General features: G+C 72.1%; 19 protein-coding genes. 7 read left to right on the top strand and 12 right to left on the bottom strand.

Annotated features, from left to right (window positions below; all coding sequences use genetic code 11):
• Positions 1–91 precede the first annotated feature (91 nt).
• Positions 92–646 (top strand): GtrA family protein, encoded by a 555-nt coding sequence (locus tag ACIQM4_RS15435; protein ID WP_401591317.1) that lies wholly within the window; start codon positions 92–94, stop codon positions 644–646.
• 60 nt (positions 647–706) lie between these two features.
• Here ACIQM4_RS15435 and ACIQM4_RS15430 read toward each other — a convergent pair whose 3' ends face one another.
• Together ACIQM4_RS15430 and ACIQM4_RS15425 are read right to left on the bottom strand one after the other, a co-directional pair.
• Entirely contained in the window at positions 707–1,984 is a 1,278-nt protein-coding gene (locus tag ACIQM4_RS15430; RefSeq protein WP_401591314.1) for an ATP-binding protein, read from the bottom strand.
• A 117-nt stretch (positions 1,985–2,101) separates the two neighbouring features.
• Positions 2,102–2,779, bottom strand: coding sequence for a response regulator transcription factor (locus ACIQM4_RS15425; RefSeq protein WP_401591311.1), 678 nt, complete (start codon positions 2,777–2,779; stop codon positions 2,102–2,104).
• 495 nt (positions 2,780–3,274) lie between these two features.
• Here ACIQM4_RS15425 and ACIQM4_RS15420 point away from each other — a divergent pair, with 495 nt between their 5' ends.
• Positions 3,275–4,795 carry a peptide MFS transporter gene (locus tag ACIQM4_RS15420; protein WP_401591308.1) on the top strand — a complete coding sequence of 507 codons (1,521 nt, stop codon included), beginning with the start codon at positions 3,275–3,277 and terminating at the stop codon, positions 4,793–4,795.
• 194 nt (positions 4,796–4,989) lie between these two features.
• On the opposite strand, the gene ACIQM4_RS15415 is transcribed toward ACIQM4_RS15420, so the two are convergent.
• From ACIQM4_RS15415 to ACIQM4_RS15390, 6 genes are all read right to left on the bottom strand, one after another.
• Positions 4,990–6,438: a hypothetical protein gene (locus ACIQM4_RS15415; RefSeq protein WP_401591305.1), complete on the bottom strand. Its 1,449-nt coding sequence runs from the start codon at positions 6,436–6,438 to the stop codon at positions 4,990–4,992.
• 21 nt (positions 6,439–6,459) lie between these two features.
• A complete protein-coding gene (locus tag ACIQM4_RS15410; protein WP_401591302.1) occupies positions 6,460–7,620 on the bottom strand; it encodes a hypothetical protein in 1,161 nt (386 codons plus the stop codon).
• Positions 7,617–8,522 carry a hypothetical protein gene (locus ACIQM4_RS15405; protein WP_401591300.1) on the bottom strand — a complete coding sequence of 302 codons (906 nt, stop codon included), beginning with the start codon at positions 8,520–8,522 and terminating at the stop codon, positions 7,617–7,619. Before ACIQM4_RS15405 ends, ACIQM4_RS15410 begins: the two co-directional genes overlap by 4 nt.
• Positions 8,523–8,538: 16 nt before the next feature.
• A complete protein-coding gene (locus tag ACIQM4_RS15400) occupies positions 8,539–9,294 on the bottom strand; it encodes a peptidase (protein ID WP_401591297.1) in 756 nt (251 codons plus the stop codon).
• Between the two features lie 136 nt (positions 9,295–9,430).
• On the bottom strand, positions 9,431–9,946 hold the full coding sequence (locus ACIQM4_RS15395; RefSeq protein WP_401591451.1) for an ATP-binding protein: 516 nt from the start codon (positions 9,944–9,946) through the stop codon (positions 9,431–9,433).
• Between the two features lie 455 nt (positions 9,947–10,401).
• Positions 10,402–10,782: an STAS domain-containing protein gene (locus tag ACIQM4_RS15390; protein ID WP_401591294.1), complete on the bottom strand. Its 381-nt coding sequence runs from the start codon at positions 10,780–10,782 to the stop codon at positions 10,402–10,404.
• Positions 10,783–11,319: 537 nt separating this feature from the next.
• Here ACIQM4_RS15390 and ACIQM4_RS15385 point away from each other — a divergent pair.
• The gene (locus tag ACIQM4_RS15385) at positions 11,320–12,147 is read left to right on the top strand and encodes an RNA polymerase sigma factor SigF (RefSeq protein ID WP_401591449.1); all 828 of its coding nucleotides are present in this window, start codon (positions 11,320–11,322) and stop codon (positions 12,145–12,147) included.
• Positions 12,148–12,273: 126 nt separating this feature from the next.
• Here the strand turns inward: ACIQM4_RS15385 and hutI are convergent, their stop codons facing one another.
• The 4 genes from hutI to hutU form a co-directional block, all read right to left on the bottom strand.
• A complete protein-coding gene (gene hutI, locus ACIQM4_RS15380; RefSeq protein WP_401591291.1) occupies positions 12,274–13,467 on the bottom strand; it encodes an imidazolonepropionase in 1,194 nt (397 codons plus the stop codon).
• A gap of 68 nt (positions 13,468–13,535) precedes the next feature.
• Positions 13,536–14,873 carry a formimidoylglutamate deiminase gene (locus ACIQM4_RS15375; RefSeq protein ID WP_401591288.1) on the bottom strand — a complete coding sequence of 446 codons (1,338 nt, stop codon included), beginning with the start codon at positions 14,871–14,873 and terminating at the stop codon, positions 13,536–13,538.
• Positions 14,870–16,072 (bottom strand): allantoate amidohydrolase, encoded by a 1,203-nt coding sequence (locus ACIQM4_RS15370; protein WP_401591447.1) that lies wholly within the window; start codon positions 16,070–16,072, stop codon positions 14,870–14,872. Before ACIQM4_RS15370 ends, ACIQM4_RS15375 begins: the two co-directional genes overlap by 4 nt.
• Positions 16,073–16,089: 17 nt before the next feature.
• On the bottom strand, positions 16,090–17,754 hold the full coding sequence (gene hutU, locus ACIQM4_RS15365) for a urocanate hydratase (protein WP_401591286.1): 1,665 nt from the start codon (positions 17,752–17,754) through the stop codon (positions 16,090–16,092).
• Positions 17,755–18,505: 751 nt separating this feature from the next.
• Between hutU and ACIQM4_RS15360 the strand changes: the two genes are divergently transcribed.
• From ACIQM4_RS15360 to ACIQM4_RS15345, 4 genes are all read left to right on the top strand, one after another.
• Positions 18,506–18,898 carry a hypothetical protein gene (locus tag ACIQM4_RS15360; RefSeq protein WP_401591283.1) on the top strand — a complete coding sequence of 131 codons (393 nt, stop codon included), beginning with the start codon at positions 18,506–18,508 and terminating at the stop codon, positions 18,896–18,898.
• The gene (locus ACIQM4_RS15355) at positions 18,895–19,671 is read left to right on the top strand and encodes a transcriptional regulator (RefSeq protein WP_401591280.1); all 777 of its coding nucleotides are present in this window, start codon (positions 18,895–18,897) and stop codon (positions 19,669–19,671) included. Before ACIQM4_RS15360 ends, ACIQM4_RS15355 begins: the two co-directional genes overlap by 4 nt.
• A 73-nt stretch (positions 19,672–19,744) precedes the next feature.
• The gene (locus tag ACIQM4_RS15350; protein WP_401591445.1) at positions 19,745–20,158 is read left to right on the top strand and encodes a roadblock/LC7 domain-containing protein; all 414 of its coding nucleotides are present in this window, start codon (positions 19,745–19,747) and stop codon (positions 20,156–20,158) included.
• Between the two features lie 52 nt (positions 20,159–20,210).
• On the top strand, positions 20,211–20,585 hold the full coding sequence (locus tag ACIQM4_RS15345) for a hypothetical protein (RefSeq protein ID WP_401591277.1): 375 nt from the start codon (positions 20,211–20,213) through the stop codon (positions 20,583–20,585).
• The last annotated feature ends 54 nt before the right edge of the window (positions 20,586–20,639 follow it).

Below are 20,639 nucleotides of genomic sequence, written 5' to 3'. Positions count from 1 at the left end.
TGGGCCGGAGCACGTCTCCGCGCAGGGCCGGGCGGGTGATGGTTAGCATGGCGGGGTTGACGACATCTTCCGAACGGGGCCGACGGACATCATGAGCGAGCCTGGCGACACCTCGTTGCGGACCCGTGTGGAGCAGCTCGCACGCGAGGTCGCCAAGTTCGGGGCCGTCGGCGGCCTGGGTCTGCTGGTCAACATGGCCGCCTTCAACCTGCTGCGGCACACCACCGACCTCCAGGTCGTGCGGGCCAGTCTGATCGCCACCGTGATCGCGGTCCTCTTCAACTACGTGGGCTTCCGCTACTTCACCTACCGGGACCGGGACAAGAGTGGCCGGGCCAGGGAACTGACGTTGTTCCTGCTGTTCAGCGTGGTGGGCGCGGTCATCGAGAACGGACTGCTCTACGCGGCGACGTACGGCTTCGGCTGGAACAGCCCGCTGCAGAGCAACTTCTTCAAGGTCTTCGGGATCGGGGTGGCGACCCTGTTCCGCTTCTGGTCCTACCGGACGTGGGTGTTCCGGACGCATCCCGCGCAGCCGGAGGCCACGAGCGAGGCGGTCGAGCAGGCGGAGAAGTTCCTGGCGGAGGGCGCTGCCGACGCCTCGTCCGAGTCCGGGCAGCAGCAGCCCGCACCGCGCCCGCTCTGAAGTACCGCCGCGCCGTCGGAGTCCCGTCGCACCGTAGGGGCGCGGCCCGCCCCCGGCGCCTCACCTGATCGTCTTGCCGCTGCCCTCCCCGTCCTGCCTGCTGTCCGGCACGACCGTGCTGAGGAAGAGGGCGAAGACAGCGGGCTTCTGCTGGAGGAGTTCCAGGCGGCCGCCGTCCGCCTCCGCGAGGTCGCGGGCCACGGCGAGGCCGATGCCGGTGGAGTTGCGTCCGCTGATGGTCCGCTCGAAGATGCGCGCGCCGAGGTCGGGGGGGACCCCGGGGCCCTCGTCGGTGATCTCGATGACGGCCTGGTTGCCGGTGACCCGGGAGCGCAGTGCGACGGTGCCGCCGCCGTGCATCAGGGAGTTCTCGATGAGCGCGGCGAGGACCTGGGCGACCGCGCCGGGGGTGCCGACGGCGCGGAGGTTCTTCTTCCCCGACCGTACGATCGCCCGCCCGGCGCTGCGGTAGGCGGGCCGCCACTCCTCCAGCTGCTGCTTGAGCACCTCGTCGAGGTCGAAGGCGACGGCGGAGCCGGTACGCGGGTCGCGGGAGTTGGTGAGCAGGCGTTCCACCACGTCGGTGAGGCGTTCCACCTGGGTGAGGGCGATCGTCGCCTCCTCCTTCACCGTGTCGAGCTCGTCGGTGAGCGTGATCTCCTCCAGCCGCATGGAGAGCGCGGTGAGCGGGGTGCGGAGCTGGTGCGAGGCGTCGGCTGCCAGGCGCCGTTCGGCGGTGAGCATCCGGGCGATGCGTTCGGCGGAGGAGTCGAGGACGTCGGCGACCCGGTCGAGTTCCGGGACGGAGTAGCGCTTGTGGCGCGGGCGCGGGTCGCCGGAGCCCAGCCGTTCCGCCGTCTCGGCGAGGTCGGTGAGGGGGGAGGCGAGCCGGTTGGCCTGCCGTACGGCGAGGAGTACGGCGGCGATGACGGCCAGCAGCGCCACCGCCCCGATGATCAGCAGGGTGCGGCCGACCTCGCGGGTGACGGTGGAGCGGGACTCCTGCACGGTGACGGACTCACCGCGCTCACCGGCGGCCCTGCCCTCGATGACACCGCCGTCGGGCGGGGTGCCGATCTCCATGGCGGGCCGGCCGGGGATCTCGATACGGGCGTACCTGTGGCCTGCGATCTGCTGGGCGAGGACCTGGCGGCTGACGTCACCGTCGCCGCCGAGCCGCCCCTCGACGACGCTGACCAGCCGCAGCGCCTCGGAGTCGACGGACTCCTGGGCGCTGTTGCTGATGGTGCGGGTCTCGACGATGACGAGGGAGACCCCGAAGACGGCGATGACGACGAGCACCACGGCGAGCGTGGAGTTGATCAGACGGCGGCGCATGTCTCAAGAATGCACGCCGCCCGGGTGGGACGTACCGCCGGTCAGCTGTTCTCGGAGCGGAAGCCGACGCCTGCGCCGGTCAGCTGTTCTCGGAGCGGAAGCCGACGCCTGCGCCGGTCAGCTCTTCTCGAAGCGGAAGCCGACGCCTCGTACGGTCGCGATGTAGCGCGGGTTGGCCGCGTCGTCGCCGAGTTTCTTGCGCAGCCAGGAGATGTGCATGTCGAGGGTCTTCGTCGACGACCACCAGGTGGTGTCCCAGACCTCGCGCATCAGCTGGTCGCGGGTGACGACCCGGCCGGCGTCCCGGACCAGGACCCGCAGCAGGTCGAACTCCTTCGCAGTGAGCTGGAGTTCCTCATCGCCCATCCACGCGCGGTGCGACTCGACGTCGATCCGCACGCCGTGGGTGGCGGGCGCCGGGACGGGCTCGGACGAGCCGCGCCGCAGCAGGGCCCGGACCCTGGCGAGGAGTTCGGCGAGCCGGAAGGGCTTGGTGACGTAGTCGTCGGCGCCGGCGTCGAGCCCGACGACGGTGTCCACCTCGTCGGCGCGGGCGGTGAGCACCAGGACCGGCACGGTGTGGCCGTCGGCGCGCAGCCGGCGGGCGACCTCCAGGCCGTCCATGCCGGGCAGCCCCAGGTCGAGCACGACGAGGTCGATGCCCCCCTGGAGTCCGGCGTCGAGGGCCGTCGGCCCGTCCTCGCGGACCTCGACCTCGTAACCCTCCCGACGCAGTGCGCGGGCCAGCGGCTCCGAAATGGATGCGTCGTCCTCGGCGAGCAGTACACGGGTCATGGGGGGAATGTTAGTCGGCGTGGCGAGTGCCCAGGGTGTGATCGTCCTGGAACGGAGAGTGCCTACGGGTCTATGACTCGATTCCATGAAGGACCTTTGATTGTGGGAAGTTAGTTCCACCGCCACCTGTGATCCATGTCTCAAGTCCTTCCATATGTCGCCGTGTGGTGTCGTATGGTGGCGAGCACGCCTTTAGCGCTAGACGGGGACCTTTGCGCTCAATGAGTCACTGAGCTGCAAAGGTCTCTTTTCTGTGTGGAACTGGTGTCAACCGGTTCCTGAGAAGTGAATGACCTATCGGCCGGGCCCTTCGTGCGACGACGCACGCGGGGCGTGGATCCCGGTGCGCTCCGCTCCCTCCGCCTCGCGACCCGAGTGCGGAACCCCCTCAGGCGTGGGGGTGGGACGGAATCCGCTCCCGGTGCCGGCTGCCCCCCACCGGGCGCGTACCCGTAACTCACACGTGGACGCGTCCCGAGCAAGCAAGGATCGACCATGGCGTCCAGCCTGACGAAGGAAACCTCCGGGGCAGTAGCCGCGGACACGGCCTTCTTCGGCCACCCCCGCGGACTGGCCACACTGTTCATGACCGAGATGTGGGAGCGGTTCTCCTACTACGGCATGCGCGCACTTCTGGTTCTCTACCTGGTCTCCGGCGGCGCCGACGCCGCCACGGGCAGCCAGGGCGGCGGCCTTGCGATGACGCTGGCCACGGCCACCGCCATCTACTCCGTCTACGTGGCGATGGTCTACCTCATGGCCATGCCAGGCGGCTGGTTCGGCGACCGCGTATGGGGCGCCCGCAAGACCGTCACCGTGGCGGCCTGCGTGATCATGGCGGGTCACCTCTGTCTGGCGCTGCCGGGTCAGATCTCGTTCTTCGCGGGTCTGATCCTGGTCGCCGTCGGCTCGGGTCTCCTGAAGGCCAACATCTCGACGATGGTCGGCCACCTCTACGACGGGCCGAACGACCCGCGTCGTGACGGCGGCTTCACGCTCTTCTACATCGGCATCAACCTCGGTGCGTTCATCGCGCCGTTCGTGGTCGGTACGGTCGGCGAGAAGGTCAACTGGCACTTCGGCTTCATCCTCGCCGCGGTCGGCATGGGTCTGGGTCTGCTCCAGTTCCTGCTCGGCGGCAAGAGCATGAGCGAGAAGTCCAGGGTCGTCCCGAACCCGCTGAGCCCCGAGGAGCGCAAGGGCCTGCTGCTGAAGGCCGGCGGCATCGCCGTCGTCGTCGCGGTCTTCTACGCGATCGTCGTCTCCATCGGCGTCTTCACGCTGAACTGGGCACTGGTCCCGATCACCCTCGCGGGCCTGATCATCCCGGTCTCCGTACTGGCCAGGATCAAGCGCGACAAGGACCTCTCGGTCCCCGAGCAGTCCAAGATGAGCGCGTACATCTGGTTCTTCGTCGCCGCCGCCGTCTTCTGGATGATCTACGACCAGGGCGGCTCGACGCTCTCCTCGTTCGCCTCCAGCAAGACCGAGTCGACGGTCTTCGGACTGGGCTTCCCGGCCACCTGGTACCAGTCGCTGAACCCGCTGTACGTGATGGCGCTGGCTCCGGTCTTCGCCTGGCTGTGGCTGTGGCTGGCGCGCAAGAACCAGGAGCCGAACACCATCGTGAAGTTCGCGATGGGCATCGTCCTGGTCGGCGCCTCGTTCTTCGTCTTCATCGTCCCGATGAACATGGCGGGCGGCGGCGACAAGGTCTCGCCGATGTGGCTGGTCTCGATCTACATGATCCAGACCATCGGTGAGCTGTGCCTCTCCCCGGTCGGCCTCTCGGTCACCACCAAGATGGCGCCGCAGAAGTACGCCTCGCAGATGATGGGTGTCTGGTTCCTCGCCGTCACGGCGGGCGACTGCGTCACCGGTCTGCTCTCGCTGGGCGGTGTGGACCTGAACGGGCTCGGCGTGATCGCCGCGGAGGCCTCGCTCGCGGTGGTCGCGGGCTTCGCGGTCTGGATGTACCGCAAGAAGGTCCAGACGATGATGGGCGAGATCCACTGATCACGCGCCACCTTCGGGTCTGACACGGACTCTGACACAGGCGAGGGCCCGCCGCACCGAGAGGTGCGGCGGGCCTTCGCGTTGCCACGGACCGTTGGCGTACGGGGCTGCCGGCGGGTGCGCGGTGTTACGGGTCCGCCAGAGGGTGTCCGGTGGGGCAGGGCCGCCGGCGGGTGCCCGGTGCTACGGGGTCGCTAGCGGGTGCCCCGCAGTCGTCGCCACGGGGTGAAGGTGAAGACCGCGCCGCCGAGCAGGATGACGGTGCCCGCGACGAGGGCGAGCGCCCGCAGGGCGCCGCTGTCCTCGGCGCCCGTGTCGGCCAGTCCACCGCCCGTCGTGCCGCCGGACGCCGTGCCCGCGGTGCCTGTACCGCCGGACGAGCCCGTGTCGCTGCCGCCCGCCGAGCCGGACGCACTGCCGCCGCTCGCGCCGCCCGGCTGGGCCGCGGTGTCGAGTTCGAGGGTGACGGGGGCCGCGCCCTTGACCGTGCAGGGAATGCTGATCTTCTGGCCGCCCAGGGTGACGTCGATGTTCAGGGTGCCGGGGGCCAGGGTGGTCCTGCCGCTGGCGCCGGGCTTGTAGGTGCCGGTCATGTCGGGGAGGTCGACCGGCTTGCCCTGCTCCAGGGGGTCCTTGTTGCCGGGGCCCGTGACGTTGACGCTGCCCTTGTCGGAGCCGCCGAGGGTGAGTGCCATGGAGGGCTTCAGGGCGCCGGCGGGGAGGGCGGCGGGGCTGTCCATGACGCCCTTGGCGGTGACGACGGTGATGTCGTAGCTGCCGCCGTTCTTCTTGGCGCTCGCGGTGACCTTGGTCTTGATGCTCGCCGGTCCCGGGGACTGGCAGGCGTACTCGACGGAGACCTCCTTGCCGGGGAAGTCCGTCTTGCCGCCGTCACCGCCGCCGGTGGTGGCGCCGCCCGCGTCGGACCCGCCGGTGGCGGCACCCCCCGAGGCGGAGCCGCCGGTGTCGGAGCCTCCCGTCGAGGTCGTACCGCCCGCGGTCGTGCCACCCGCGGTGGTGCCGCCGGCCGTCGTGCCGCCCGCCGTCGTACCGCCGGCCGTCGTGCCACCCGCGGTCGTACCACCCGCCGTCGTGCCGCCCGTGGTGCCGCCCGAGCCGTCCGTCACCTTGATCGTCGCGGACGGCTGCACCTCCTCCTTGGGCGTGCACTTGGTGTCCGTCGACAGTGGCTTGCTGACGTTGATCGTGTACGCGCCGGGGGTGAGCGTGACGTCGCCCGCCTTCTCCAGCTTCAGCTTGCCCTTCATCTCGGGCAGGATCATCGGGCTGTTCTTGGGGATGGGCGGATTCTGCCGCGGGCCCTCCACCTTGAGGTCACCCGTGGCCGCCCCGCCGACCTTGACGGTGCCGGACGGCTTGACGGTGTCCTTGTCGAGGTCGAGGACGTCGGGATTCTTGGATGCGGCCTCGACGGTCTTCCAGACCACCTCGACCTCGTCGCCGACCTTCGCCGTGGCCGGCGCGGTGACGGACACCTTGGTGGTGCCCTGGACCGCCGGGAGCCCGGAGATGGGCGGCGGGATGCACTCGGTCTTGTAGGCGACCTCGGCGGCCTGCGCGGGAGATGCGGCCAGTACGACTCCCGCACCTGTGAGCATCAGCGCGATCCCTGCCGCGCTCATCCTCCGTTGAGTCTTCACGAGTCACCTTTCGGGGGTCTGGGAACGGGTGGTGCCTTCGTGCGGTGCGGAAACCTGTGCGTGCGGGGCGGCCGGGCCCGGTGCGGTGTCCGGGGTGAACCACGGGAGCGCCGCGGTGGTGGTCGTCGTCGCCGGACCGGCGGAGGTGGCCGGCGGCCCTGCCGGGCGGGCGGGTTCCTCAGCGTCCCCTTCCGCGCCCCCGGCCCCTGCCGGGCGCGCGGCGGTGCGGTGGCGGGCGGGGGCCCTGGGCACCCTGCGCACCGCGCGCGCCACCGCGCCCGGCCGCACCCGGTCCACCACCGCCATCCCGATCCGGAACAGCGCCGCCGGGACCACGACCGCCAGCAGCAGCCAGAACAGGACCACGCCCCACGGCCGGTCCACACCCCACGGCTGCGCCGCCATCAGCTTCGAGCCGTACTTCACCGAGACCAGGTAGTCGCCGTGCGCGCCCGCCGGCAGCTGCACGTCGAGTGCGACCTCGGCCCGCTTGCCCGGCGCGATCGTGCCCCGCCACTGGCGTTCCTCCCAGAGCGGCGCGAACACCCCGTGCGAGGTGCCCACCTGGAAGACCGGGTCGGTGACCGGCGCCGATCCCACGTTGCCGAACTCGACGACGACCCTGCGGGCCTGCGGGGAACCGAACCAGGTCAGCAGCGACCCGGAACCGTCGAGCCGTACCGTACGGTCCACCACGGCGAGCCGGCCCGCGTCCGGGGCGGGCTCGGGCAGTGGCGCGACGGGATGCCCGGCCACCTTGAACTCGGCGTCCACGACGGCTGGTTGACCCTGTACGGTCGCGACGTGCACGACACACGGGCACGGCTTGGGCGGCTCGGCGACCGCGAGTACGCGGCGGAAGGCGCCCTTGGCGTCGGTGGTGACGGCCCGGCCGTCGGCGTTGGCACAGGAGTTGGTGCCGCCCCGCACCCCGGCGGCGGGTGACGCCTCGCCGCAGATGAGCAGCATCAGGAGCGCGCCCGGCCGCCAGCCGGAACCCCTGACGGTGATCTCACCGCCTTTGCCCGCCTCTTTCTTCGACAGCGTGACGAGGGGTTTCGGCGCCGGCTCGGCGCCGCTCGCGCCACCGGCCGGCACCAGGAGCAGGAAGGCCGCCAGGGCCGCAGCGATGGTGGTGGCGTACCGTCCGCGTCGCCTCTTCATGCGCGCTCCTCCTGTGCGTTCCCTCTGGCGTTCCTCCTGCGCCGTACGGTCCACAGCACCGCGCCCGCGCCCGTCGCCAGCGCCAACGTCCCTCCGCCGAGCGCGGGTCCCCACGTCACGAAGGTCGCCGTGGCGGCGCCCTCCTCGCGGACGCCGCCCTGCGCGGTGACGGTGAGCCGGGCCTCGGCCCGGTCCAGGGCGGGGGTGTCGGGCCAGGGTTCGGCGTGTTCGGTGCGGCGGCCGGGGGCCAGTGCGCCCACCGGGTGCGCCTCGCGCCGCAGCAGTTCGCCGAAGAGTCCTTGGGCGCGGACGGCGACGTGCGGGGAGAGCGTGGTGTTGCCGCGGTTGACCAGTGCGTACCGGATGACCCCGTCGTCGATCCGCACTTCCTCGACGGAGAGCGCGGCCAGGGTCGGCCCGCTGACCTTGAGCCGGACCGCGGTGCGCTGCTCGCGCCCGTCCGCGGAGGAGGCCACGACCGCCCCCGGGTGGTCGCCCGGCGTCGCGCCTGCGGGGACGGTCACCGTGAAGGGCACGTCCGCGCGGGTGCGGGGCGGCACCTTCACCTCGCTCCGCGCGAGCACGATCCAGGCGCCCGCCGCCCGCTCGCCGGACTCGGCCCGCAGCTGCACGGTGCGAGCCGCGCGGGCCGGGTTGGTGACGGACAGCTTGTCCTCGAAGACGGTGCCGGGCGCACCCTGGAGGTAGAAGTACGGGCGCCCGCCGCTGTCGGACGCGCCGGGCCTGCTGCCGCCGCCGGCGGCCGGCCCCGCCGTCCAGGCCCCGGCCGGCGGGGAGGCGGCGGCCGGTGCCCGGTCCGCGGAGGACGCGGGCGGCCCGGCGGCGTACAGAAGTCCCAGGGTCGCGCACAGGACGGTGAGCGGGCGGAGTTGGCGACGCACGTTCCCTCCGGCCGGATCAGCTCGCGGACCGCTGGTTGCGCCGGGTCAGCCAGAGCACTCCGGCCGCCCCCGCGAGCAGGACGGTGCCGCCGAGGGTGCCGAGGGCCGCGGCGGAGTCGAGCGGCCCGGTCCTCGGGAGCTCGTCGCCGCCGGACGCCCCGCTCTGGGACGTACCGCCGGATCCGTCGTCCGCCGCGCCGCCGGATGCGCCGCTGCCGCCCGCGCCCTGGACGGCCAGCTCCAGCGAGGGTTTGGGGCTGTTGGAGGGGGTGCAGGTCGTCGTGGTGCCCAGTGCCTTGATGGTCAGGACGGAGGCGGTGAAGGTGACCTTGCCGCTCTTGCCGGGCGTGTAGGTCCCGGAGAGGTCACTGATCTTGATGGGGGAATTCGCGGGTATCGCGGCGGAGTTGGTGGGCCCCGCGACGGAGACCGTGCCGCCGTCCGCACCGCCCACCTTGATGACGGCGCTGGGCTTCATGGCGCCCTTGCCGAGTTCGACGGGGCTGGAGGAGACGCCCTTCTGGAAGGACATGGTGAGGGTGTAGCCGCTGCCGCCCTTGACCGCCTTGATGTCGATCGGGGAGACGGCGCTCTTGTCGCCGATCGGGGTCTTGCACCGGTAGTTGACGTCGACGACGTCGGCCTGCGCGGCGGGGGCGGTGATCAGCACCACCGAGCCCAGGGTCACCGCCGCCAGTGCGAGAGTTGTCCGCTGCCGGGTCCGCTTCTGGTACGACACCTGGTGATCCCCTCGTACGCCGGAACGCCGCATTGCTGACGGCGCATCAGATTGGGCGCTCAAGGTACGCCGGGGACCGTGGGAGGGGAAGACAAAGAGCACGCCGTATCGACGTGCTCTCCAACAACACTTCCCCCAGCCGGCTCGCGGGCCGGCGACCGGTCAACGGCTAGGCAGGGGCGGCCAGTTCCGCCCAGACCGTCTTTCCCGCGCTCTGTCCGCCGCCCTCGGGCGTCCGGGCGACGCCCCAGTCCAGGCAGAGCCGCTGGACGATGAACATGCCGTGGCCGCCGGGGCGGCCCGCCCGGTGCGGGGTGCGCGGCGCCGGCTCGCCGCCGCTGCGGTCGGTGACCTCAAGACGGAGCACCTTGCCGTCACTGGCGACCCGCAGGCTCTCGGGGCCCTCCGCGTGCAGACAGGCGTTGGTGACGAGCTCGGAGACGACGAGCAGGACGTCCTCGGCCGCGGCCCGCCGGTCGGCGGTGGACGCGGGCAGCCAGCCCCAGTCGTACAGCGCCTGCCGGGTGAAGTCGCGGGCGAGCGGAACGATGCCACTGGCCCCGTTCAGCGGGAGGGAGCGCACCTGGGCGGCAGACATACGGGTGGAGGGACCTGACGGGGTCTGCGTTCCCTCGGCGGGGACCGGGTGGGCGGACGCCCCGGAGGGCGACGAGGCCGACTCCACGGACGCTTCGGAGGCGGACACGTGCGGCACTTCGGGGGACACGTCCGCCGCGGGCCTGCGGGGGGCTCCGGAGGACGCGTCGGCGGCGGTGGGGGGCACGGCTGCCCGGGACGTACCTGCGGCCAGGGAACCGGCGGAGGCAGGCGCGACCGCGGGCCCGTCGGCCGCCACGGACTCACCGGACGCATCGGGCTCACCGGACGTGTCGGCAGCCGCGGCGGGCGCGGGCGCGGCCGACGCTTCGGAGGCGGAGGCGATGCCGTCCGGCTCGGGGCCGAGGTCGCCCGGCGGATGCTGCCGGGTGGTGCTCATCAGCGCTTCACCTCACCGATTCACCAAATTGTCGTTTGCAGGGTCTGAGGTTCCTCCTGCCCGACCGAACCGTGAGAACACCCACGATTCGCTACGAGCCGTGCCGCGCGTCTCACGCGGTCCGCAGCGGAGGCCGGCGGGGTTCAGTCGCCCAGGGGGGCCGCGAGGGCGGCGTCGAGCGAGTCGTGGACGGTGAAGACCGCCTCGGCCCCGGTGATCTCGAACACGCGGGCCACCACGGGCTGCATGCCCGCCAGATGTACCTCGCCGCCTGCGGCCTCGGCCTTCAGCCGGGCCCCGAGCAGCACGTTCAGCCCGGTGGAGTCACAGAATTCGAGCAGCGAACAGTCGATCACGAGCCGTGTCCGCCCGTCGTCGAGCGCCTGCTCCAGAGGTTCCCGAAGCAGCTCGGCCGTGTGGTGATCCAGCTCACCCGCCGGCGTCACGATCTCGTTCCGGCCCTCGGTCCGCACTTCGACCTGAAGCCGGCCCCGGTTCGCGCTGCCGACCGTCCCGCGGTCCATGCCCGTCCCTTTTCGCCGTCGTGTTGTTCTGCTTGCTCTGCGTACTGCGTGTTTGAAGCTGTGGTCCAGAGTATTCGTAGCTGCGCGCGGCCCGCCCGGCGGGCCTTCGCCCTGGCCGCACCCTAACCGCGCATCAAGACAGCGGGGTATGCCCCCGACAGCAGCAGAAGACTACGCCTTCTTCACACCCACGGGTAGTCGAACAACGTCCTGAACTGGGCTTATTCGGACATAAGGCACTTGCAACCGCCCGCTGCCAGCGGGTAGGCCTAGTAGGGACACATCCGGCCACCACCCGCCCACCACCGGCTTTGGAGGCGCCGCTTCACCGCAGGAACACGTATCGGCATCGGCAGCCATATGCCGAGAACGATGGAGGAGACCATGTCACCCCGGCTCGACGAAACGCGTACTCACCACAAACCGGACGCGGCGTCGACACCCCCGCCCCCGCAGATCGAGACAGGAACCGGAGGCGGCGCGAGCTCCGTGGCCATTGTGGCATCTGCCACGCCCGCCGTGTCCACCTCGGGCCAGATGCTCACGGAGCGGCCCCTGAGCCTCGCCGACCTTCCCGAGATCCCGCCGTACGACGAGGTGGGGCCGCTGGATGCCAGGGCCCTGTCGAAGACGCTCTTCGAGCGCCTGGAATTCCTCGAAGAGGGAACCCACGCACACGCCTACGTCCGCAACACCCTGGTCGAGCTGAACCTGGCCCTGGTCAAGTTCGCCGCCTCCCGGTTCCGCACCCGCAGCGAACCGATGGAGGACATCATCCAGGTGGGCACCATCGGCCTGATCAAGGCCATCGACCGCTTCGAGCTCAGCCGGGGTGTGGAGTTCCCCACCTTCGCCATGCCGACGATCATCGGCGAGATCAAGCGCTTCTTCCGTGACACCTCCTGGTCGGTGCGCGTGCCGCGCCGCCTCCAGGAGCTGCGGCTCGACCTCGCCAAGGCCGGGGACGAGCTGGCCCAGCAGCTGGACCGCTCCCCCACCGTGGCGGAGCTGGCCGAACGCCTGGACATCACGAAGGAAGAAGTCGTCGAGGGGATGGCCGCGAGCAACGCCTACACGGCCAGCTCGCTGGACGCCCAGCCCGAGGAGGACGACTCCGAGGGCGCGCTGGCCGACCGGATCGGTTACGAGGACCACGGTCTGGAGGGCATCGAGTACGTCGAGTCCCTCAAGCCCCTGATCGCTTCGCTTCCCACCCGTGACCGGCAGATCCTCTCCCTCCGTTTCGTCGCCAACATGACGCAGTCGGAGATCGGCGACGAGCTCGGCATCTCGCAGATGCACGTCTCGCGCCTGCTGTCGCGCACGCTGGTCAAGCTCCGCAAGGGCCTGACCGTGGTCGAGTAGTCACCGCCGCTCCGCGAGGAGTTGTGAACCGAACGTTGGGCTGCCCCAGGCCGTATCCGGGGCAGTCCAACGTTCTTTTGTGCGGGCACTGTGTGCCGGTGGTGCAAGGTCCGCCTACCCAGGACCTCACACGGCAAGCACACCGTTTCGCCAGACCGCCGAGACGAGCGGCACGCCGGGCCGGTAGGCGAGGTGCACATGGCTGGGCGCGTCGAGAAGTGCCAGGTCGGCGCGGGCCCCGACCACGATCCGGCCGACGTCCGTACGACGCAGCGCCCGCGCCCCGCCCGCGGTCGCCGCCGCGAGCGCCTCGTCGGGAGTCATCCCCATGTCGCGTACGGCGAGGGCGATGCAGAACGGCATCGAAGAGGTGAACGAGGAACCCGGGTTGCAGTCCGTCGACAGCGCCACGCGCACCCCGGCGTCGAGCAGCCGCCGCGCGTCCGGCCACCGGGCCCGGGTGGAGAACTCCGCGCCCGGCAGCAGCGTCGCCACGGTGTTGCCGCTCGCGAGCGCGTCCACGTCCGCGTCGGTGAGGTGGGTGCAGTGGTCGGCGCTCGCCGCGTCGAGCTCCACGCCGAGCTGGACGCCCGGCCCGTAGGACAGCTGGTTGGCGTGGATCCGGGGCACCAGCCCCTTCGCCTTGCCCGCGGTCAGGATCGCCCGCGCCTGGTCCCCGTCGAACGCCCCCTTCTCGCAGAAGACGTCGATCCAGCGGGCGTGGGGGGCGCACGCGTCGAGCATCTCGCCGGTCACGAGGTCGACGTAGCCCGCCGGGTCGTCGGCGTGCTCGGGCGACACGATGTGCGCACCGAGGTAGGTGACCTCCGACGTCTGCTCGCTCGCGATGCGCAGCGCGCGCGCCTCGTCCTCGACGGTCAGCCCGTAACCGGACTTGGTCTCGAAGGTGGTCGTGCCCTGCCGCAGTGCCTCGCGCAGGTACCTGGCGAGGTTGGCGGAGAGTTCCTCGTCGCTCGCGGCGCGGGTCGCGGCGACGGTGGTCCTGATGCCGCCCGCCTCGTAGGGGCGGCCCGACATACGGGCGTTGAACTCCTGGGTGCGGTCGCCGCCGAAGACGAGGTGCGAGTGCGAGTCGACGAAGCCGGGGATCGCGGCCCGCCCCTGCGCGTCGTGCCCGGCGTCGGCGGCGGGTGCGTTCGCGGTGGGCCCGACCCAGGCGACGCGGTCGCCCTCGAAGACGACGGCGGCGTTCTCGATCAGGCCCAGGGGCCCTTCGCCGAGGCCGGGGTCGTTGGTGACGAGGCTGCCGATGTTGCGGACGAGGGTGGTGGTGGCCGGGGCCGGGGTGGTGGCGCTCATGGCGGAATCCTTGTGGTTGGCGGTGCCCGTGCCGGGGGCGGGCCCGCCCCCGGTACGGACTCCTGACGTCAGCCGTGCAGGGCCCTGATGGCCGCGGTGAGGGCCCCCGCGGTGTCCGGGATCGCCGTGTGCACGCCGTCGCGGACCACCTGACGGCCGCCGACGACGGTGTGCCGGACGTCCGCGCCCGTGGCGGCGAAGACGGCTGTCTCGGCGCCCAGCATGGGGACGGGGCCGGCCGTGCGGACGGTGTCCAGGGCGAGGGTGGTGAAGTCGGCGAGGGCGCCCGGCTCGATGGTGCCCGCGTCGGGCCGGCCCAGCGCCGCGTGGCCGTCGGCGGACGCGGCGCGCAGCAGGGCCGCCGCCGTCCAGTGGCCACGGGTACGCGAGCGCAGACGTTCGTTCAGCTCCATCGCCCGTGCCTCTTCGAAGAGGTCGATGACAGCGTGGCTGTCGCTGCCCAGACAGAGCGGGGAGCCGGCCTGCTGGAGCGGCACCGCGGGGCCGATCCCGTCGGCGAGGTCGCGTTCGGTGGTGGGGCACATGCAGGTGCCGGTGCCCGACGAGCCGATGAGGGCGATGTCGGCGGCGGTGAGATGGGTGTTGTGGACACCGGTGGTACGCGGGCCCAGCACGCCGTGGTCGGCGAGGAGCTGGGTGGGCGTGCAGCCGTGGGCCGCCAGGCACGCCTCGTTCTCCGCGGTCTGCTCGGAGAGGTGGACGTGCAGGGGTGCCTCGCGGTCCTGCGCCCACTTCGCGACCGTGGCGAGTTCGGCGGCGGGCACCGCGCGCACGGAGTGGACGGCCGCGCCGTGGCGTACGAAGGGGGTGTCCTTGAGGGACGAGACCCGTTCCGCCCAGGCCTGGGCCGTCCCGTCCGAGAAGCGCAGCTGGTGCGAGCTGGGCGGCTCGCCGAAGCCCGAGGAGAGGTAGGCGGTGTCGAGCAGGGTGAGGCGGATGCCGGCGTCGGACGCCGCGGCGATCAGGGCCTCGCCCATCGCGTTGGGGTCGGCGTAGGGGGCCCCGCCCGGGGTGTGGTGGACGTAGTGGAACTCGCCGACCGAGGTGATCCCGGCGAGCGCCATCTCCGCGTACACGGCGCGGGCCAGCGCGTGGTAGGAGTCGGGGGTCAGCCGCGCGGCCACCCCGTACATCACCTCGCGCCAGGTCCAGAAGGTGCCGGAGCCGACCTGGACCGTGGAGCGCAGCGCCCGGTGGAAGGCGTGCGAGTGGGCGTTGGCGAGGCCGGGGAGGGTGAGTCCGCGCAGGGCCTCGGCGCCCGGCGGGCAGGCCGTGACCCCGGTGCGGACAGCGGTGACGCGGCCCTCGTCGGACACTTCCACCGCCACGCCCGGCTCGACGTAGGTGGCGAGCCAGGCGTGTTCCAGCCAGTAGGTGGTCGTCATGCGCAGGCGAGGCCTTCCGTTACGTCGGCGAGCGCGCGCACCCCGGCCACGCAGTCGTCCTCGGCTGCGTACTCCGCCGGGGAGTGCGAGACGCCGGTGGGGTTGCGTACGAACAGCATGGCGGTCGGCACCGCCGCGGAGAGGATCCCCGCGTCGTGTCCGGCGCCCGTTCCCAGCACGGGGACGGGCGGGGCGCCCTCGCCGCCGAGCAGCCTGGCGAGTTCGTCGCGCAGGGCGTGCTCGAACTCGACGACCGGGGTGAACGATTCCCGCACGACGGTGAGGTCGATGCCGGAGCGGCCTGCCGCGTCCCTGGCCGCGGTCTCGATGCCCGCGATCACCGCGTCCAGGGTGTCCTGGTCGGCGGCGCGCGAGTCGAGCCAGCCCCTGACGAGGGACGGGATCGCGTTGACGCCGTTCGGCTCGACCGAGATCTTCCCGAAGGTCGCCACCGCGCCGGTGAGCTGGGCCTGGGCGCGGGCGGCCAGCACCGTCTCGGCGTACGTGAGCATGGGGTCGCGGCGGTCCACCAGGCGGGTGGTGCCCGCGTGGTTGGCCTCGCCGCGGAAGTCGTACCGCCAGCGGCCGTGCGGCCAGATCGCGGAGGCGATGCCGACCGGGTCGCCGCTCAGGTCCAGGGCGCGGCCCTGTTCCACGTGCAGCTCGACGAACGCGCCGATGCGGGCCAGGCGCTCGGGGTCGGGGCCGATGGCGGCCGGGTCGTACCCGGCCGCCTCCATGGCCTGCGGCAGGCTGGTTCCGTCCCCGTCGCGCAGCTCGTACGCCTTGGCGGCGGTGAGCTGTCCCGCGGCCAGCCGGGAGCCCACGCAGGCGAGCCCGAACCGGGCGCCCTCCTCGTCACCGAAGTTGGTGACGGCCACCGGCCTGGTGAACTCCGCTCCCCTGCGGCGGAGTTCGTCGAGCGCCGCGAAGGAGGAGACCACCCCGAGCGGCCCGTCGAAGGCGCCGCCGTCGGGGACGGAGTCCAGGTGGGAGCCGATGACGACGGCGTCCCCAGCGAGCGGGTCGCCCTGCCAGGCCCACTGGTTGCCGTTGCGGTCCAGTTCGTAGCTGAGGCCGCGGGCCTGCGCCTGGGCGCGGAACCAGGCCCGGCAGTCGGCGTCGGCGGCCGTCCAGGCGTACCTGCGGTAGCCGCCGGTGCTCTTGTCCCGGCCGATGGGCGCGAGGTCCGCCCACATCTCGTGGAACGAGGAGCTCACGCGCCCTCGCCCTCCTTCATCGGGATGCGTACGCCCTGGGCGTCCGCGGTCTCGTCGGCGATGTCGTAGCCGGCGTCGACGTGCCGGATGACGCCCATGCCGGGGTCGTTGGTGAGCACCCGGCGGATCTTCTCGCCCGCGAGCTTCGTGCCGTCGGCCACCGAGACCTGGCCCGCGTGGATCGAGCGGCCCATGCCGACGCCGCCGCCGTGGTGGATGGAGACCCAGGAGGCGCCGGAGGCGACGTTCACCATGGCGTTGAGCAGCGGCCAGTCCGCGATGGCGTCGGAGCCGTCGAGCATGGCCTCGGTCTCGCGGTACGGGGAGGCCACCGAGCCGCAGTCGAGGTGGTCGCGGCCGATCGCGAGGGGGGCGGCGAGGGTGCCGTCCGCCACCATGTTGTTGAAGAGCTCGCCGGCCTTGTCGCGCTCGCCCTGGCCGAGCCAGCAGATGCGGGCGGGCAGTCCCTGGAAGTGGACGCGCTCGCCGGCCATCTTGATCCAGCGGTGCAGGGACTCGTTCTCCGGGAAGAGCTTGAGCAGCTCGCGGTCCGTCTTGTGGATGTCGGACGCCTCGCCGGAGAGCGCGGCCCAGCGGAACGGGCCCTTGCCCTCGCAGAACAGCGGGCGGATGTACGCCGGAACGAAACCGGGGAAGTCGAACGCCCGCGCGTAACCGGCGAGTTGTGCCTCGCCGCGGATCGAGTTGCCGTAGTCGAAGACCTCGGCCCCGGCGTCCATGAAGCCGACCATGGCCTCGACGTGCTTGGCCATCGACTCCCGGGCCCGCTGGGTGAAGTCGGCGGGCTTCTCGGCCGCGTAGGACGCCATGTCGTCGAAGGCGACGCCGAGCGGGAGGTAGGCGAGCGGGTCGTGCGCGGAGGTCTGGTCGGTCACGATGTCGATCGGCGCGCCTTCGGCGAGCATCCGCGGGAGCAGTTCGGCCGCGTTGCCGAGCAGGCCGATGGAGAGCGGCTTGCGGGCGTCGCGGGCCTCGACCGCCAGCTGGAGCGCGTGCTCCAGGGAGTTGGCCCGTACGTCCAGGTACTTGTGCTCGATGCGGCGCTCGATGGCGCGCGGGTCGACGTCGATGCAGATCGCGACGCCGTCGTTCATGGTCACGGCCAGCGGCTGGGCGCCGCCCATGCCGCCGAGCCCCGCGGTGAGGGTGATGGTCCCGGCGAGGGTGCCGCCGAAGCGCTTGGCGGCGACCGCGGCGAACGTCTCGTAGGTGCCCTGGAGGATTCCCTGAGTACCGATGTAGATCCACGAACCGGCGGTCATCTGGCCGTACATGGTGAGCCCGAGTGCTTCGAGGCGCCGGAACTCCTCCCAGTTCGCCCAGTCGCCGACCAGGTTGGAGTTGGCGATGAGCACCCGCGGCGCCCACTCGTGGGTCTGCATGACGCCGACCGGGCGGCCGGACTGGACGAGCATCGTCTCGTCCTGCTTGAGCGTCCGCAGCGTGCGCACCATGGCGTCGAAGGAGCGCCAGTCACGGGCCGCCTTGCCGGTACCGCCGTAGACGACGAGCTTGTCGGGGTGCTCGGCGACCTCGGGGTCGAGGTTGTTCTGCAGCATCCGCAGGGCGGCCTCCTGCTGCCATCCCAGGGCACTGAGCTCCGTACCGCGCGGGGCTCGTACGGGTCGCGGTCCTGACATGGGTGCCTCCTCGTGGCGGACATGATGCTGTTATTCACATCCTGTGCTTCTGAATAGAACTAGTCAACACCCACTCCCGACGATTTCCCGCCGCGATGGCGGGGAGTGGGCGTTCGGGGTGTCGCGAGGCGGCGGGCCTTCGGGGTTGCGTGGGGGGCCGGGCCCTCGGGGTGTCGGGCGGTCGGCCTTCGGGGTTTCGAGGTAGCCGGGCCGTCGAGGTGCGGGGCGGCCGCCGGGGGCGCGGGGTTGCCAGCTCGGGGCGCAGGGTGGCCACCGCGGCGATGGGACGGCCGCCGCGGGGCGCGCGCCTTCCGGCCGCGGGGGCCCACCCCGTGCGCCCACGGGGGCCCGTGCGTCCGCGTGCCCCCGGCCCGTACGCCTGCGGAGCCCCTTCCCGGGCGCCCATGGAGCCCGGTCCCGTGCGTCCGCCGGGGGCCCGTCCCGTGCGCCCGCGGAGCCCGCCCGGCACGCCCGCGGGCACCCGTCCCGTGCGTCCACGGAAGCGCGCCCCGGGCGTTCGCCGAGTCCGTCCCGTGCGCCCACGGGACCCCACCCCGTGCGTCCGCCGAGCCCGCCCCGCACGCCCCCGAGGCCCCTCCCGTGCGTCCGCCCGATGCCCCGGCGCGGGCAGGTTAGTCCGGAGGGGGTTCTTCCGTTGGAATATGCCAGAACTCCCCTCCGAAGCCTCACAGTTGCGTAGTGTCATGACCTCACGCCGGCCCGGTGGGGACCCGGGGGAGGGGAGTTCTGCGTGTCCGGAATCGACGCATGCCTGGTCGAAGCGATGGAGTTGCCCGGCGCACGCGGGGCCGCCGTCGTCGACTGGACCAGTGGGCTCGCGCTCGGTACGGCGGGCCGGCTGCCCGGCGGGGACACCGAGACCGCCGCCGCGGAGTCCGCCGAGCTGGCCCGGATGGCCGCCGAGCACTCCACCTTCACCCCCGACGACGGCGGCGACGCCAAGGGGCTGCCCGTCGAGGACGTCATTATCACCACCCGCACCGACTACCACCTGCTGCGGTACGTGGAGACCTCCTTCGACAGCAGCGTCTTCCTCCATCTGTGGCTCGACCGGGAACTGGGCAACCTCGCGCTCGCCCGGCTCCGGCTCGCCGACCTCGCCGAACGGCTGGTGCTTGGATGAGTTCCGCGACCGTCTTCCCGCCCGTACCGACGTCGACCGCCCTCTCCCCCATGCTGGCCCGGCTCGCCGACGAGCGGGCCACCGGCGCGCTGCTGCGCGACCACGGCACCCTCTACCTCGCCGACGGCAAGGTCGTGCACGCGGAGAGCCCTGCCGCGCCGGGGCTCGACGTCCTGCTGCACGGGCGGCTGCCGCGCGAGGGCTGGCAGGAGGCGTTCGACCGGGCGGGCCCCGCGGGCAGGGTCGGGCGGTTCCTGGTGGACAGCGGGCGCCTCGCGGACGGCGAGCTCGAACTCGCCCACCTGGGCGCCCTGTTCGACGCCGCGTACTTCGCACTGGCCCCGGGCAGCGGCCCGACCAGGTTCCGGCACGGGGTCGCGCACTGGATGGGCCCGGTACGCCCCGTCCCCGCCCGGACCGTGGCCCGCGAGTGCCTGCGCCGCCGGCAGCTGCTCGACTCGCTGTGGCCCCATCCGGAGATGGACAACTCCCCTGTCGGGCCGGGCGACACGGACCTCCACGTCACCCGGCGCCAGCAGGACGTGCTCGACCTGGCCGACGGGGTACGCACCCCCGCCGACATCGCGCGGGCGCTCGGGCGGCCCGCCTTCCACACCCTGGTCGACATACGGCGACTGGCCGCGGCCGGCGCGGTGACGACACCCGCGGCCGCTCCCCCGCCCACGCCCGTGCCCCGGTGGGTGGCGGACATGAAGGAGGACCCGGACGTCGCGCTGCTGCGCAGACTCCGCGACGCCCTGGAGGCGCTGTGAGGAACCCATGGTGAGACGTGCCCTGCGCACCCGGGTCGTACGGGGCGAGAAGCGTACGGACAGGGGAAGCAGCATGCCGCAGCCGAGACCGCCCGACCCCCTGGTGCTCGCCGAGGTCCTCGCGGAGATACACCGGCTGCGGGCCCGGCTGCCCCAGCTGACCGGCGCGCTCGCCGCCAGCGTGGACGGCCTGGTGCTGGCCGACGACGCGCCGGGCGTCGAGACCGAGGGCGTCGCCGCGCTCACGGCCGCCGCCCTCGGAGTCTCGCTGCGGCTGACCGACGCCACCGGGCAGGGCGGCTTCAGGGAACTGCTGGTCCGCGGCGACGGGGGGTACGTCGCCACCTACGCGGCGGGCACCTCGGCCGTCCTCACCCTGCTCGCCGAGGACCGGATCAACGTCGGCCGCCTGCACCTGGAGGCCCGCAGGGCGGGCGCCCGGATCGGCACCCTCGTCGACGGGACGAACGCCACCACGACCACCTGAACATCGACCCACCCCGACCCACACGACCCACACGAAGGAAGTGCGACCGCTCATGGCCAACACCGAAGCCGCCCTCAAGGAAGCAATGTCCACCATCGAGGGCACCATCGGAGTCGCCCTCGTCGACTACACCAGCGGCATGGCGCTGGGCACCGCGGGCGGCAGCAAGGAACTCGACCTCACGGTCGCCGCCGCGGGGAACACCGACGTGGTGCGCGCCAAGGTCCGCACCATGGAGCACCTCGGGCTCAGTGACGAGATCGAGGACATACTCATCACGCTCAGCAGCCAGTACCACCTGATCCGCCTGCTCAAGGGCCGCGGCACCAACGGGCTCTTCCTCTACCTGGCGCTCGACAAGAGCCGCGCGAACCTGGCGATGGCCCGCCACCAACTCAGGAAGATCGAAGCCGAGTTGGACGTCTGAGTCGCCACCCGGCGGGAGTGCGGGCACCCGGCACCCGCACTCCCGCCACCCTCG

The sequence above is a fragment of the Streptomyces sp. NPDC091272 genome (assembly GCF_044757485.1).
In the GTDB taxonomy this organism is placed as follows: domain Bacteria; phylum Actinomycetota; class Actinomycetes; order Streptomycetales; family Streptomycetaceae; genus Streptomyces.
The sequence above is the reverse complement of the archived record's forward strand: the minus strand, read 5'-3'. Positions and strand labels throughout refer to the sequence as shown.